This window comes from Pseudomonas sp. NPDC089395, from assembly GCF_044749525.1.
Lineage (GTDB): Bacteria > Pseudomonadota > Gammaproteobacteria > Pseudomonadales > Pseudomonadaceae > Aquipseudomonas.
Window position 1 is genome coordinate 998,421 of record NZ_JBIVID010000001.1, and the last position, 14,362, is coordinate 1,012,782.

Genomic DNA, 14,362 nt, shown 5'->3' on the forward strand with positions numbered 1-14,362 from the left:
GGTTATTCGCTGGTAAGGGCCTTGACCGGGTCGAGTCGGGAGGCTTTGCGGGCCGGCATGAAGCCGAACACGATGCCGGTGACGACGGCGCAGGTGAACGCGCCGAGGATGGCGGGCAGGGCGAAGGCCACGGCCACCTGCGCCAGGGCCAGCGCAGCGCCGATCGCCAGGGCCAGGACGATGCCGGTGACCCCACCGACCATCGACAGCATCACCGCTTCGCTGATGAACTGGCGCTGGATGTCGCGCTGGCGCGCGCCGGTGGCCATGCGAATGCCGATTTCGCGGGTACGTTCGCGCACGGTCATGAGCATGATGTTCATCACCCCGATACCGCCGACCAGCAGCGAGATGGCGGCAATCGCCCCGAGCATCAGCGACAGGCTGTTCTGGGTGCGCGCCTCGGCCTGGATCAGCGCTGCGTCGTTGGTCAGCTCGAAGTCGGCCTTGCCCTGGTGGCGCTTGCGCATCAGCCGTTCGATCGCCGCTTCGCTGTCGGCGACGCGGGTCGAGTCGGCGGCGGCGATGATCACGTATTCCGGGTCATGGCTGCCGAACAAGCGCGTGGCGGCGGCGGAGTAGGGCACGACGATGCGCTCGTCGCTCTTCTGGTCGCCGGAGCTGGCGCCCTTGCCGGCGAGCACGCCGACCACCTGGAACGGCACGTTGCCGATCAGCAGGAACTCGCCCAGCGCGTTGCTGCCGGGGCCGAGCAGCTTGTCGCTGACCTTCTGGCCGATGACCGCCACGGCGGCGCCACTGAGCGCGTCGGCCTCGCTGAAGAAGCTGCCTTCGACCACGGGCCAGTTGAGGATGTGCGGGAACTCGACGTTGTTGCCGCCGACATAGAACTTCTGGTTGTTGTTGCCGTGGCGCACCATCATGTCGCTGCCGATCACCGGCATCACGCGTTGCACCTGGGGCAGCTCGGCGATGGCCGCAACGTCATCGAGGGTGACGATCCCGCCCGGATCGCGCAGGGTCGGCTCGCGGCCGTTGAGGTAGAGGATGTTGGAGCCGAACGCGGCCATCTGTGCCATCACCTGGCGTTTGCTGCCTTCGCCCACGGCCAGCATGACCACCACCGAGGCCACGCCGATGACGATCCCGAGCAGGGTCAGCGCAGTGCGGAAGCGGTTGATCCACATCACCCGCCAGGCGGCCTGCAGGGCTTCGAGCAGTTCGCCTTGCCAGGCACCGTGCTGGGTGGCGCCACGGTCCAGGCGCTGGCGCAGCTCGTCGGCCTGCAGGCTCTGATTCTGGGCCTCGGGCGCCTGGTCGGCGGCGGAGTCGCTGATCATCAGGCCGTCGCGGATTTCCACCACCCGCCGGGCGCGTGCCGCTACTGCACGGTCATGGGTAATCAGGATGATCACATGGCCCTGGCTGGCCAGCTCGTCGAGCAGGGCCATGACTTCACGGCCGCTGTGGCTGTCGAGGGCGCCGGTCGGCTCGTCGGCGAGAATGATGTGGCCGCCGTTCATCAAGGCCCGGGCAATCGACACGCGCTGCTGCTGGCCGCCGGACAACTGATGCGGGCGGTTGCCCAGGCGGCTGGCCAGGCCCAGGCGCGTGAGCAGGGCGGCGGCGCGGGCATGGCGTTCGGCGGCCGGGGTGCCGGCATAGATCGCGGGCATCTCGACGTTTTCCTGGGCGGAGCCGGAGGGGATCAAGTGATAGCCCTGGAACACGAAGCCGAAGGCCTCGCGGCGCAGCCAGGCCAGTTGGTCACCGTCGAGCTGGGCAACGTCCTTGCCGGCGAACAGGTAGCTGCCGGAGGTGGGGCGGTCGAGGCAGCCGAGGATGTTCATCAGGGTCGACTTGCCCGAACCCGAGGCGCCGACGATGGCGATGAACTCGCCCGGCTGGATGCTCAGGCTGATGCCGCGCAGCACCTCGACCTTGGGTGTGTCGTGGCCGCCATAGGATTTGCGGATGTCCCGCAGCTCGATCAGGGGAATGGACATTCAACCTCCGCTGGCAGCTGGCGCGCCGATGACCAGGCGCTCGCCTTCGTCGAGGCCGTCGAGGACCTGTACGCGCAGGCGGTCGCTGAGGCCGATGCGCACCTGGCGCTGTTCGACCTTGCCATCCTTGCCCAGTACTTGAGCCAGGCGCAGGCCTTCGCCGGCCCCCTCGTCCAGGGCGGCCAGCGGTGCGGTCAGCACCTGGCTGGCGTGGCCTGCGACGAAAAACACCTGGGTGGTCATGTCGGCCATCAGCGCCCCATCGGGGTTGTCGACGTCCAGCAGCACGGTGTACTGCACCACCTGGCTGACGCCGGAACCGGCGCTGATCGGGCTGCCGCCGCCCTGGCTTGCGTGTGCCAGGGGTTTGGGCGGGATCGGCAGAATCTGGCGCACCGTGCTGTGCCAGCGGCGCTTGCCGCCGGACAGGGTGGTGAAATAGGCGGTCATGCCCGGCTTGACCTTGCCGATGTCGGCTTCGGAGACCTGGGCCCAGACGGTCATGGGCGACAGTCTGGCGATGCGCAGGATCAGTGGCGTCTGCTGCTGGGCGTTGAGGGTCTGGCCTTCGCGGGCATCCACGGCCACCACGGTGCCGTCCATGGGCGCGTAGATGCGGGTATAGCCAAGCTCGGCTTCGTCGCTGCGCAGGTTGGCCTGGGCCTGGCGGATCTGCGCCTGGTACATGTCGATGCGGGCCTGGGTCACCTTGAGCTGGGCGTCGGCGGCCTGCAGGTCTTCTGCGCGCGTGGCGCCCGCGGCGGCGAGTTCGCGCTGGCGTCGGTTCTGTTGCTGGGCCAGCAGGTACTGGGCCTGTTGCTCGGCCAGCTGGGCCTTGAGGTTGTCGATCGAGAAACGCCCGGCGTCGAGCCTGGCCTGCTGGGTCGACGGGTCGATCTCCACCAGCAGCTGCCCTTTGCGAACTTCATCGCCGGCTTCCACGTGCAAGGTGCGGATCTGCCCGGAGGCCTGGGCACCCACATCGACATAGCGGCGCGGCTGCAGGGTGCCGAGGGCGGTGACACTGCTTTCGATGTCGCCACGGGCGACGGCAACGGTGCTGACCGGCAGGGCGCCGAAGGGCAGCGCTTTCCAGGCCAGCAGGCTGCCCAGGGCGAACAGGCCAAGGCTGCCTAGGATCATGCGGCGGCGGGTGTTGGGTAAGCGTCTCATGCGGACTTCCAGCCAAGGGTGGGCCACACGCGGCCAGAGCGGGGCGCGCAGGGAGGTGCCAGTAAGACGAAGGCAGGCGCGGCGGATTTAGATCGGGGCCCAGCGGAGTGTTGCTGAGAATAATTATAATTTGTAATATCCCACGCTGATATCACTCAGACCCTGTCCCGGCCTGTCAGGACGACCCCAGGTGCCGTCGTGGAACACTACTATCGTGAATTGGTGAGCTTCCTTTCTGCCCGCCTGGGCAATCGCCAGGCGGCCGAGGACATTGCACACGATGCCTACCTGCGGGTGCTGGAACGTACCGACACGCAGCCGATCGAGCACCCCCGCGCTTTCCTTTACCGCACCGCGCTGAATCTGGTGATCGACCGTCATCGGCGCCACCTGCTGCGCCAGTCCGAGCCGCTGGAGGTGCTGGACGAGGACGAGCGCTGGCACACGGCGGCGCCTACCCTGAACCTGCAGCTCGACCAACGCCTGGCGCTGATGCGCAAAGCCCTGGACGAATTGAGCAAGCCCTGCCGCGACAGCTTCCTGTTGCGCAAGCTGGAGGGCCTGTCGCATCAGCAGATCGCCGAGCGCCTGGGCATCTCCCGCAGCCTGGTGGAAAAGCACATCGTCAATGCCATGAAGCACTGCCGGGTGCGCATGCGCCAATGGGAATCCTGAAAAAGTCGTCGTAAGCCGGTGAAAATTCTATGTGCTGGCAACTTGATTTCTCACTGTTTCCCGACAACTATCTAAATTGACCCCTCCAGGAATTTCCTGGCGGTCGCCTGTCACTGGCGTAGTTTGGTCAGGGAGCGTGTCCCAATTCACCCGACTGCCCAGGTCCGATAATGACCAACAAGACCCTGCGCATCCTGATTGCCGACGAGCATCCGTGCCAGCGCCTGCAGCTGGAGAAATTGCTCAATGGCCTGGGCTATTACCGGATCGCCCCGGTGGAAAGCTTCGACGAATTGCAGCGCCTGGTGCATTGCGCACTGGAGCCGTTCAATCTGCTGCTTGGCAACTACGAACTGGGCAGCCACGCCGGCGTCGACCTGGCGCGCTTCTGTCGGGTCAGCGCGCAAATTCAGCATGCTCTGCTGTACCACTCCCAACATCTGAAAGTGCCTGCGGTGCCCCAGGCCGAGCGGCAGGCGGTGAACGTCAGCTTGCCTCAGGTGCCGGATAACGACGCGCTGCTCTCATTCATGGCGATCATCGATGCACCGGTGGTCATCGGCAAACTGGAGCTGCCGCCAGGGATGCGCGCGGGTGGCAAGCAGGCCCCGCCACGCAGGAACTTCGCGCACACGGTGTTCAACCGCTAACCGGGGAGGGCAGGGCCGGGCGGGGATTTGCTATCCTCTTGCCCTTTGCCGATCTGCGGACTCCTGCCATGACTGCCATCGATACCGCTCGCCCGCCCCGGTTCAGCCGCGGCGACCATCGGACCCTGGGCCTGGCGGCACTGGGCGGCGCGTTGGAAATCTACGATTTCATCATCTTCGTGTTCTTTGCCCTGACCCTCAGCCAGTTGTTCTTCCCGCCAGAAATGCCTGAGTGGCTGCGCCTGCTGCAGAGTTTCGGCATCTTCGTCACCGGCTATCTGGCGCGGCCGCTGGGCGGCATCCTGATGGCCCACTTCGCCGACCACCTGGGGCGCAAGCGGGTGTTCAGCCTGAGTATCCTGATGATGGCCCTGCCGTGCCTGCTGATCGGGGTGATGCCGACCTATGCCGACATCGGCTATGCCGCGCCGTTGATCCTGCTGGCGCTGCGCATCCTGCAGGGGGCCGCAGTGGGCGGCGAGGTGCCGAGCGCCTGGACCTTCGTCGCCGAGCACGCGCCACCTGGACGGCGCGGCTATGCACTGGGTTTCCTGCAGGCGGGGTTGACCTTCGGTTACCTGCTCGGTGCGCTGACCGCGACGGTGCTGGCGCAAGTGTTCACGGCGCAGGAGATTCTCGACTACGCCTGGCGTTATCCGTTCCTGCTCGGTGGGGTGTTCGGCGTGATCGGTGTATGGCTGCGCCGCTGGCTCAGTGAAACCCCGGTTTTCCTGGCCTTGCGCGAGCGTCAGGAACAGCCGGTGAAGTACCCACTGCGGCGGGTGCTGGGCGAGCATCGTTCGGCGTTGATCCCGGCGGCGCTGCTGACCTGCGTGCTGACCTCGGCGGTGGTGGTGCTGGTCGTCATCACTCCGACGGTGATGCAGCAACGCTTCGGCATGAGTGCCGGGCACACCTTCGCCCTGAGCAGTGTGGGCATCGTCTTCCTCAATATCGGCTGTGTGCTGGCGGGGCTGCTGGTCGATCGTCTGGGCGCCTGGCGCACCTTGATGATCTACAGCCTGCTGCTGCCGCTGGGCATCGGTGCGCTGTATGCGAGCCTGGTCGGGGAGTGGGGCATGACGTGGCTGGCTTATGCGCTGGCGGGGTTGAGCTGCGGCGTGGTGGGTGTGGTGCCGTCGGTGATGGTCGGGTTGTTCCCGGCCGAGATCCGCGTGTCGGGGATTTCCTTCACCTACAACATCGCTTATGCCCTGTGGGCCAGTACCACACCGCTGGCGTTGATCGCGCTGATGCCCTGGAGCCCGTGGGTGTGTGTCGGGTTCTGTCTGATCATGGGCACGGTCGGGCTGCTGACGGCACTTTACTACGGGCGCCGCGAGCCGCTGGCGTTCGCGGCGGAGCCGATGCCGATCATGTGTGGTGACAAATGAGCCGATAGTGGCTGAGGGCGGTGAGGCAGACTTCAGGTTGGAGGCTATTGGAATAACCTATTAGCCAAATTTAACCTAGAAGGTTAATTTCTCATGGAAAAGAGAACGCCGCATTGTCCGCTGGAGCGGGTAAGGGCATTGATTGCGGCGGGGCGTGTAAGCCCCACAGGTATCGCTTTACGGGGCGCTCAAGCGCTTGGGATGGATTACTTCGGCATGCTCGAAGTCATCATGAGTTTGTAGCGCAGTGATTTCTACAAAAGCATGACCAGTCACGTCGATCACCGCATCTGGCAGGATGTATATCGCCCAATCACGGCAGTGGGTTACGTTTACCTGAAGCTGTCCGTTGTAGATGACATGCTCATCGTGTCGTTCAAGGAGTTGTGACCATGAGATGCCCAATTTGCGGTGGAGCTGAGCTAGCGCCAGACATGCAGGATATGCCGTATACCTACAAAGGTGAGTCGACTGTAATTGCTGATGTCAAAGGCGATTATTGCTCGGTGTGTGGTGAGTCTGTATTGAGCCATGATGAAGCCATACGCATCAGCGAGCTGATGTCGGTCTTCAATCGACAGGTCAACGCGGCGGTAGTCGATCCCGGCTTCATCACCTCGGTGCGCAAGAAGTTCGACCTCGACCAGCGTGAGGCCGGCGAAATCTTCGGTGGCGGCGTCAATGCCTTCTCCCGCTACGAGAATGGTAAAACTCGGCCGCCCGTGGCGCTGGTCAAGCTGTTCAAGCTGCTGGATCGACATCCGGAACTGTTCGAGGAAGTCAGGACTGCCTGATATCCCAGCATACGAAAAAGCCCCCGGGCCGTGAGGCCAGGGGGCTTTTCTTTACCGCAAGGGCAGGGGCTTACATGTTCGGGTAGTTCGGCCCGCCCGCGCCTTCAGGGGTGACCCAAGTGATGTTCTGGGCCGGATCCTTGATGTCGCAGGTCTTGCAGTGCACGCAGTTCTGCGCGTTGATCTGGAAGCGCTTGTTGCCGTCTTCCTGAGTGACCACTTCATAAACGCCTGCCGGGCAGTAACGCTGAGCCGGCTCGTCGTACAGCGGCAGGTTGCTGGCGATCGGCACGTTCGGGTCGGTCAGCTTCAGGTGGCAGGGTTGTTCCTCTTCATGGTTGGTGCTGGAGAGGAATACCGAGCTGAGCTTGTCGAAGCTGAGCTTGCCGTCCGGTTTCGGGTAGTCGATCTTCTTCGAGTCGGCGGCAAGCTTCAGGCAGGCGTAGTCCGGCTTGGTGTCGTGCAGGGTGAACGGCAGCTTGCCGCCGAACCAGTTCTGGTCGATGTAGTTGAACGCACCACCGATCAGCGGGCCGAACTTGTGCAGGGCCGGGCCGAAGTTGCGGCTGGCGAACAGCTCTTCATGCAGCCAGCTGGCCTTGAAGGCTTCGACGTAGGTGTTCAGGGCATCGCCGCCCTCGCTACCGGCGATCAGTGCGTCGGCCACGGCGTCGGCTGCGAGCATGCCGGACTTCATTGCCGTGTGGCTGCCCTTGATCTTGGAGAAGTTCAGGGTGCCCAGGTCGCAACCGATCAGCGCGCCGCCGTTGAAGACCATCTTCGGCAGCGAGTTCAGTCCACCCTTACAGATGGCGCGGGCACCGTAGCTGATGCGCTTGCCGCCTTCGAGGTACTGCTTCATCACCGGGTGGTGCTTGAGGCGCTGGAACTCGTCGAACGGCGACAGGTACGGGTTGGCGTAGGACAGGTCGACGATCAGGCCAACCACTACCTGGTTGTTTTCCAGGTGGTAGAGGAACGAGCCGCCGGTGTTGTCGGGGCTCATCACGTCCAGCGGCCAACCGGCGGTGTGCACCACCAGGCCTTGCTCGTGCTTGGACGGGTCGATTTCCCAGATTTCCTTGAGGCCGATGCCGTAGTGCTGGACGTCGGACTCGCTGTCGAGGTTGAAGCGCTTGATCAGCTGCTTGCCGATGTGGCCACGGCAGCCTTCGGCGAACAGGGTGTATTTGGCGCGCAGTTCCATGCCCGGGGTGTACAGGCCGTCCTTCGGGTTGCCTTCCCGGTCGACACCCAGGTCGCCGGTGATGATGCCGCGCACCACACCGTTTTCGTCGAACAGCGCTTCTTGCGCGGCAAAGCCTGGGTAGATTTCAACGCCGAGGTTTTCCGCCTGCTGGGCCAGCCAGCGGCACAGGTTGCCCAGGGAGATGATGTAGTTGCCGTGGTTGTGCATGGTCTTGGGCACGAACAGGTCGGGGACCTTGGTCGAGCTGCCAGCATCCTTGAGCACGTAGATATCGTCGCGCTTGACCTCGGTGTTGAGCGGCGCGCCGAGTTCTTTCCAGTCGGGGAACAGTTCGTTCAGGGCGCGCGGTTCGAACACGGCGCCGGAGAGGATGTGGGCGCCGACTTCAGAGCCTTTTTCGACCACGCAGACGCTGATCTCGCTACCGGCTTCGGCGGCCTTCTGCTTCAGGCGGCAGGCGGCGGACAGGCCCGCCGGGCCGGCGCCGACGATGACCACGTCGAATTCCATGTATTCGCGTTCCACTGGTTCTCTCCTACTCATCAAGGCTCGTGCTGTTGCTTGGTCTTATTGGGGTGCTTGCGTGCAGCGGATCGTCACGGGAGCGAACCTGTAGCTACGCAAAGGATGGACTACACCGTTTTGTCTTGGCCGCGCATTATATCTACACCACTCGGCGGGTCCAATACAAACGTTTGTTTGAATTTGCCGCAGGCCAGTAAACTCACAGGAACGCGGCTGAAGGGTGACCGATTTGCCGTATTGACCGGATTGGGTGTTACGGTCAAGATACGAGCGGTTTTACGTTCGCCGTAGCCTGACCGTCGGGCGCAGGTGCACCCCTAAAAACCAGGCGTAGCGCAGGGTTTTCGGGCCAGACCCGATTTTGTAGTGGAGTCTACACGCCACGACAGAAAATGACTCGCGGGTTTTGCCGTTAAAGCTTCTGAACAGGACTGCTTGGTCACTGTGAAGATTGCGCTTCCCGGTACGTTTTTAGAGGTGCCCTTGTACCCACGCGCATCGCAGGGCTTAGCCCAGGCGACTATCTATTCACCGGAGAGTAACGAGGAATCCATGAAGGTTCTTGTAGCTGTCAAACGAGTGGTCGACTACAACGTCAAGGTTCGCGTCAAGGCGGACAACTCCGGCGTCGACCTTGCAAACGTCAAGATGTCCATGAACCCCTTCTGCGAAATCGCCGTGGAAGAAGCCGTGCGCCTGAAAGAGAAGGGCGTTGCGAGCGAGATCGTGGTCGTCTCCGTCGGTCCGGCCACTGCCCAGGAACAGCTGCGTACCGCACTGGCGCTGGGTGCTGATCGCGCCATCCTGGTCGAAGCCGCCGATGAGCTGAATTCCCTGGCCGTGGCCAAGGCGCTGAAAGCCGTTGTCGATAAAGAGCAGCCGCAGCTGGTCATCCTCGGCAAGCAGGCCATCGACAGTGACAACAACCAGACCGGCCAGATGCTGGCCGCGCTGACCGGCTACGCCCAAGGCACCTTCGCCTCCAAGGTCATCGTTGCTGGCGACAAGCTGAACGTCACCCGTGAAATCGATGGCGGCCTGCAGACCGTTTCGCTGAACCTGCCGGCGATCGTCACCACCGACCTGCGCCTGAACGAGCCGCGCTACGCGTCGCTGCCGAACATCATGAAGGCCAAGAAGAAGCCGCTGGAGACCTTTACTCCAGACGCGCTGGGCGTATCGCTCGCCTCCACCAACAAGACCCTGAAAGTCGAAGCACCGGCTGCTCGCAGCGCGGGCATCAAGGTCAAGTCGGTGGCCGAACTGGTCGAGAAGCTGAAGAACGAAGCGAAGGTAATCTAAATGACTATCCTGGTTGTCGCTGAATACGAAAACGGTGCCGTTGCCCCGGCTACCCTGAACACTGTCGCCGCAGCCGCCAAGATCGGTGGTGATGTGCACGTGCTGGTCGCAGGCCAGAACGTCGGTGGCGTCGCTGAATCCGCTGCCAAGATCGCGGGTGTGGCCAAGGTGCTGGTGGCCGATAACGCCGCCTACGCCCACGTCCTGCCGGAAAACGTCGCGCCGCTGATCGTCGAGCTGGCTAGCGGTTACAGCCACGTGCTGGCCCCGGCCACCACCAACGGCAAGAACATCCTGCCGCGCGTTGCTGCGCTGCTGGACGTCGACCAGCTCTCCGAGATCATCTCGGTAGAATCGGCTGACACCTTCAAGCGCCCGATCTATGCCGGTAACGCCATTGCCACCGTGCAATCGAGCGCTGCGGTCAAGGTCATCACCGTGCGTACCACCGGTTTCGACGCCGTTGCCGCCGAGGGTGGTTCCGCTGCCGTTGAAGCGGTTGCTGCCGCGCACAACGCCGGTATCTCTGCCTTCGTTGGCGAAGAGCTGGCCAAGTCCGACCGCCCAGAGTTGACTGCTGCCAAGATCGTCGTTTCCGGCGGCCGTGGCATGGGTAACGGTGACAACTTCAAGCACCTGTACAGCCTGGCCGACAAGCTCGGCGCTGCCGTCGGTGCCTCGCGCGCTGCGGTCGACGCAGGCTTCGTGCCCAACGACATGCAGGTCGGCCAGACCGGCAAGATCGTTGCGCCACAGCTGTACATCGCCGTCGGTATCTCCGGCGCGATCCAGCATTTGGCGGGTATGAAAGACTCCAAGGTGATCGTTGCGATCAACAAGGACGAAGAAGCGCCGATCTTCCAGGTGGCTGACTACGGCCTGGTCGCTGACCTGTTCGAAGCGGTTCCGGAGCTGGAAAAGCTGGTCTGATCCGCCTGCTTCACTTATAAAGAAGCCCGGCCCTCGCACTGAGGGCCGGGCTTTTTTTTGCCGGGCAAGGAGTGATGGATGGCGTTTCGCAAAGCGAGCAGGGTGCTGGCGTGCACGGTGGCAATGTTCTCGCCGCTGGTCATGGCGGCGGGCAAGTGCGAGCGCCTGGTGGCGACCGGTAGCCCGGATGCTCCCCCTTATTCATGGCAGGATCCGAAAGACCCCAAGCACCTGATCGGCGCCAATGTCGACTTGCTCAGGCAGGTGGCCGGCGAGCTCGGTGTGCAGGTGGAAGTGCTGAATGCCGGCCGACGCGACCAGGCGCTGGAAGAAGTGCGCAGCGGACGTATCGACCTGCTGCTCGACACGCCGATGCAAGTGGAGCAACTGACCGCGCTGGATTACATTCACCCACCCTTGCAGCTCAATGAGTACCTGGTGTGGACGCGCCATGACGCGGAATTGGTGTTTGACGGCCCGGCGGACTTGGCCAAGTACCGTGGCAGCCTGTCGGAGCGTGCCCGCCTGACCCCGGCGTTCAGTGCCTTCGCCGAGGCGCAGCTAAAGCTGGAGCCGGCGCAGAACCTGACCCAGGCCTTCCAGAAGCTGGTGCTGGGGCAGGTCGATTACGTGCTGGCCGGGCGCTACTCGGGCATGGCCATCACGCAGAGCCTGGGCATGAACAGCCACCTGATCGCCCGCGGCCTGCCGGTGGATCGACCAGGCCTGTATCTGGCCGTCTCGCACAACTCAGCCTGCAATGACGCCTGGCTGCGTGGGCAACTGGCGAAAAAACTGACAGAATTGCCGATCTCCGGTGCGTCCGAAGCCGTGCTGCAGCGTAATGTCGAGCGCTGGAAAGCGCAGGTACATTTGCAGGCGGACGCCCCCAAACAGTAGGAAGAGTGCGTGAAGACCCAATCACTGATCCTTGCCGTGGCTGTGCTCGGCCTGGCCGGTTGCGCCAACGACCCGGCGCCCAATGAGCAGATGCGTATTTCCGAGCAGGCGCTGGAACAGGCCAAGGCGGTCGGTGCCACCGACCAGGTCGAGGCGCTGAAGCTGGCCGAAGGCAAGTTCGCTCGGGCCAAGACCAACATGCTGACCGAGGACTACCGGGACGCCCGCATGCGTGCCGAACAGGCCGAGCTGGATGCGCGCCTGGCCGAAGCGCAGGTGCTGAACCAGAAGAGTGACGAGCAGCTCGAACAGTTGCAGTCGCGGGTCAATCGCCTGCGCAAGCAACTGGAGGTGCAGCCATGATGCGCAGTAAACCGATGGCCGCATTGACCTTGCTGGCACTGGTGGCGGGATTGCAGGGGTGTGCCAGCCAGCGCAGTACGGCGGCACTGGACGATGCCACGGTGGCGTTCCAGAAAGTGAAGGACGATTCCAATGTGCTGCGCAGTGCGCCGCGTGACGTGATCCGTGCAGGTGAGTCGCTGGCCCGTGCCGATCGGCTGTCGAGCTACATCGGCACCGGCAGTGATGTACGCCACTATGCCTACCTCAGCCAGCGCTACAGCGAAATCGCCAGTGAGCACGCCAAGTTGGCGCTGAATCAGGAGCGCGTGGCCAAGCTCGAACTCGAGCGCCAACGCCTGCAGTTGGCTTTGCGTGAGGCGAAGCTTGCCAGCGTGCAGCAGCAGGGCAAGTGGGTCGAAACGCAGATTGCCGCGATGGCTTCGGAGCAGGCCGATCGTGGTCTGGTGATGACCCTGGGCGATGTGCTGTTCGACACCGGCCGTGCCGACCTGAGGAGCTCGGCCAGTCGCACGGTGCTCAAGCTGGTGCAGTTCCTCCAGCTCAACCCACGCCGGGTGGTGCGTATCGAGGGTTATACCGACAGCACGGGAGCGCCTGAGGATAACCTCAAGCTGTCGCGTGATCGTGCCCAGGCGGTGGCTGACATGCTGGTCGATCTCGGTATCGACGAAAAGCGCATGCAGGTCGAGGGCTATGGTGACCAGTACCCGGTCGAGGCCAATGCTTCGGAACGGGGCAGGGCACAGAATCGCCGGGTGGAAATCGTCTTTTCCGACGAAAAGGGCAAGCTCGCGCCGGCGCGCTGACTCCCCCGGCCCTATCGCCGGCAAGCCGGCTCCCACAGGTGCTGCGCAGATTCTGAACGCTGCGCTGTACCTGTGGGAGCCAGCTTGCCGGCGATAGCGCCTGGACAGGTGCCACACAACTGTAATGTCGACTATTCTGCAATCTGTCCCAGTACACTTTGCAACTGTTACGGTATCCTCTGCCGACAGTGAGTCGCACAAGAACAATGAGCCGTCCGCCATGACCAACCTGCTGCTGTACCAGCGTATCGCCCAGCAACTGGCCGATGACATCCGCCGTGGTGTCTACCAGCCAGGCGAGCGCGTACCGTCCGTGCGCAAGATGAGCGCCCAGCTCAATGTCAGCCATGCCACGGTGCTGCAGGCCTATGCCAACCTTGAAGACCAGGGGCTGATCCGTGCCCGGCCGCAATCGGGTTACTACGTCCACCAGACCCCGGCACTGACCGCGCAGACGCCGGACATCGCCCGGGTAGAACGCCCTGGCCTGGTCACCCGCGCGAGCATCATCCAGCAAGTGCTGACCGAGGCGCGGCGTGACGGTGTGTTCCCCTTCGGGGCTGCCGTGCCCCACGTCGACTACTTGCCGGTGCGCGCCCTGCATCAGCAGATTGCCAAGGTCACCCGGTTCCACAGCCCGCGTGCCTTCAGTTACATGTTCAGCCCTGGCTTCGAGCCGCTGCGGCGCCAGATCGCGATCCGCATGCGCGATGCCGGTGTGCTGGTCGATCCGCGCGAGGTGATCGTCACCCATGGTTGCGTCGACGCGCTGCAGATGTCGCTGCGGGTGCTGACCCGTCCTGGGGATCTGATTGCCGCCGAGTCGCCGACCTATTATGGCTTGCTGCAGTTGGCGGACTTGCTTGGGCTGAAAGTCATCGAGATCCCCAGCGATCCCTCCACGGGTATCAGCCTCGAAGCCTTGCAGCTGGCGGCCAACCAGTGGTCGATCAAGGCGCTGGTGCTGACCGCGCGCCTGAGCAATCCGCTGGGTGGCACCATCCCTGAAGAGCGGCAGAAACAGCTTTTGCGCCTGGCCTCGGACTTCGACATCCAGATTGTCGAAGACGACATCTATGGCGAGCTGATGTTCGAGCAGGGCAAGACCAAAGCGCTCAAGGCATTCGATCGGCTCGATCGGGTCATCTATTGCTCGAGTTTCTCCAAGACCCTGTCGCCCGGTGTGCGGGTCGGCTGGATGGTGGCGGGACGCTACCAGGAAGAAATCCAGCGTCTGCAGACGTTCACCACCCATTCGGCCTGCAGCGTGACGCAGATGGGTGTGGCGGCCTATCTGGAAAACGGCGGTTACGACCGCCACCTGCGCTACATTCGCCAGGAATACCGTAAGAACCTCAGTGCCTACCAGCTGGCGGTGCAGCAGCACTTCCCCGAAGGCACGCAGATGACCCGGCCTACCGGTGGTTTCATTCTTTGGGTGAGCCTGCCGGGGCGGGTCAATACCCAGGAGCTGCACGTGCGCGCGCTGGAGCAGGGGATCAGCATTGCGCCGGGGCTGATCTTCAGCAATACCGAGCAGTTCAACCACTGCATTCGCCTCAATTGTGGAATTCCCTGGAACAAGGAAGCTGAGCGGGCGGTGATCACCTTGGGCTTGTTGGCTCAGCAATTGTGCAGAGAGTCTGTAACCGCATTTTAGTGAGGCTTGC

The 14,362-nt window shown here is 63.2% G+C and carries 13 protein-coding genes and 1 pseudogene; 11 read left to right on the forward strand and 3 right to left on the reverse strand.

All coding sequences use genetic code 11. From position 1 onward, the window contains the following. Positions 1-2: 2 nt before the first annotated feature. On the reverse strand, positions 3-1,967 hold the full coding sequence (locus ACIPZG_RS04470) for a MacB family efflux pump subunit (protein ID WP_400710626.1): 1,965 nt from the start codon (positions 1,965-1,967) through the stop codon (positions 3-5). Beyond that, positions 1,968-3,140 carry an efflux RND transporter periplasmic adaptor subunit gene (locus ACIPZG_RS04475; RefSeq protein WP_400710629.1) on the reverse strand — a complete coding sequence of 391 codons (1,173 nt, stop codon included), beginning with the start codon at positions 3,138-3,140 and terminating at the stop codon, positions 1,968-1,970. Positions 3,141-3,338: 198 nt separating this feature from the next. On the opposite strand from ACIPZG_RS04475, the gene ACIPZG_RS04480 reads away from it, so the two are divergent. The 5 genes and pseudogenes from ACIPZG_RS04480 to ACIPZG_RS04500 all read left to right on the forward strand — a co-directional run bounded on the left by ACIPZG_RS04480 (position 3,339) and on the right by ACIPZG_RS04500 (position 6,653). Then, positions 3,339-3,815 (forward strand): sigma-70 family RNA polymerase sigma factor, encoded by a 477-nt coding sequence (locus tag ACIPZG_RS04480; RefSeq protein ID WP_400710632.1) that lies wholly within the window; start codon positions 3,339-3,341, stop codon positions 3,813-3,815. Positions 3,816-3,985: 170 nt separating this feature from the next. Further along, a complete protein-coding gene (locus ACIPZG_RS04485) occupies positions 3,986-4,465 on the forward strand; it encodes a histidine kinase (RefSeq protein ID WP_400710635.1) in 480 nt (159 codons plus the stop codon). 68 nt (positions 4,466-4,533) lie between these two features. Next, positions 4,534-5,859: an MFS transporter gene (locus ACIPZG_RS04490; RefSeq protein ID WP_400710637.1), complete on the forward strand. Its 1,326-nt coding sequence runs from the start codon at positions 4,534-4,536 to the stop codon at positions 5,857-5,859. Between the two features lie 93 nt (positions 5,860-5,952). Beyond that, positions 5,953-6,249, forward strand: a pseudogene (locus tag ACIPZG_RS04495) (type II toxin-antitoxin system MqsR family toxin). Between the two features lie 2 nt (positions 6,250-6,251). Further along, a complete protein-coding gene (locus ACIPZG_RS04500; protein ID WP_400710640.1) occupies positions 6,252-6,653 on the forward strand; it encodes a type II toxin-antitoxin system MqsA family antitoxin in 402 nt (133 codons plus the stop codon). A gap of 70 nt (positions 6,654-6,723) precedes the next feature. Here ACIPZG_RS04500 and ACIPZG_RS04505 read toward each other — a convergent pair whose 3' ends face one another. After that, positions 6,724-8,406 (reverse strand): electron transfer flavoprotein-ubiquinone oxidoreductase, encoded by a 1,683-nt coding sequence (locus ACIPZG_RS04505; protein WP_400642128.1) that lies wholly within the window; start codon positions 8,404-8,406, stop codon positions 6,724-6,726. A 534-nt stretch (positions 8,407-8,940) separates the two neighbouring features. On the opposite strand from ACIPZG_RS04505, the gene ACIPZG_RS04510 reads away from it, so the two are divergent. From ACIPZG_RS04510 to ACIPZG_RS04535, 6 genes are all read left to right on the forward strand, one after another. Continuing rightward, on the forward strand, positions 8,941-9,690 hold the full coding sequence (locus ACIPZG_RS04510; RefSeq protein WP_400710643.1) for an electron transfer flavoprotein subunit beta/FixA family protein: 750 nt from the start codon (positions 8,941-8,943) through the stop codon (positions 9,688-9,690). Next, a complete protein-coding gene (locus tag ACIPZG_RS04515) occupies positions 9,691-10,620 on the forward strand; it encodes an electron transfer flavoprotein subunit alpha/FixB family protein (protein ID WP_400642129.1) in 930 nt (309 codons plus the stop codon). Between the two features lie 78 nt (positions 10,621-10,698). Next, the gene (locus ACIPZG_RS04520) at positions 10,699-11,520 is read left to right on the forward strand and encodes a substrate-binding periplasmic protein (protein WP_400710646.1); all 822 of its coding nucleotides are present in this window, start codon (positions 10,699-10,701) and stop codon (positions 11,518-11,520) included. A 9-nt stretch (positions 11,521-11,529) separates the two neighbouring features. Continuing rightward, positions 11,530-11,883 (forward strand): DUF4398 domain-containing protein, encoded by a 354-nt coding sequence (locus ACIPZG_RS04525; RefSeq protein ID WP_008093324.1) that lies wholly within the window; start codon positions 11,530-11,532, stop codon positions 11,881-11,883. Further along, positions 11,880-12,692 carry an OmpA family protein gene (locus ACIPZG_RS04530; protein WP_400710649.1) on the forward strand — a complete coding sequence of 271 codons (813 nt, stop codon included), beginning with the start codon at positions 11,880-11,882 and terminating at the stop codon, positions 12,690-12,692. Before ACIPZG_RS04525 ends, ACIPZG_RS04530 begins: the two co-directional genes overlap by 4 nt. A 220-nt stretch (positions 12,693-12,912) precedes the next feature. Beyond that, on the forward strand, positions 12,913-14,352 hold the full coding sequence (locus ACIPZG_RS04535; RefSeq protein ID WP_008091881.1) for a PLP-dependent aminotransferase family protein: 1,440 nt from the start codon (positions 12,913-12,915) through the stop codon (positions 14,350-14,352). The last annotated feature ends 10 nt before the right edge of the window (positions 14,353-14,362 follow it).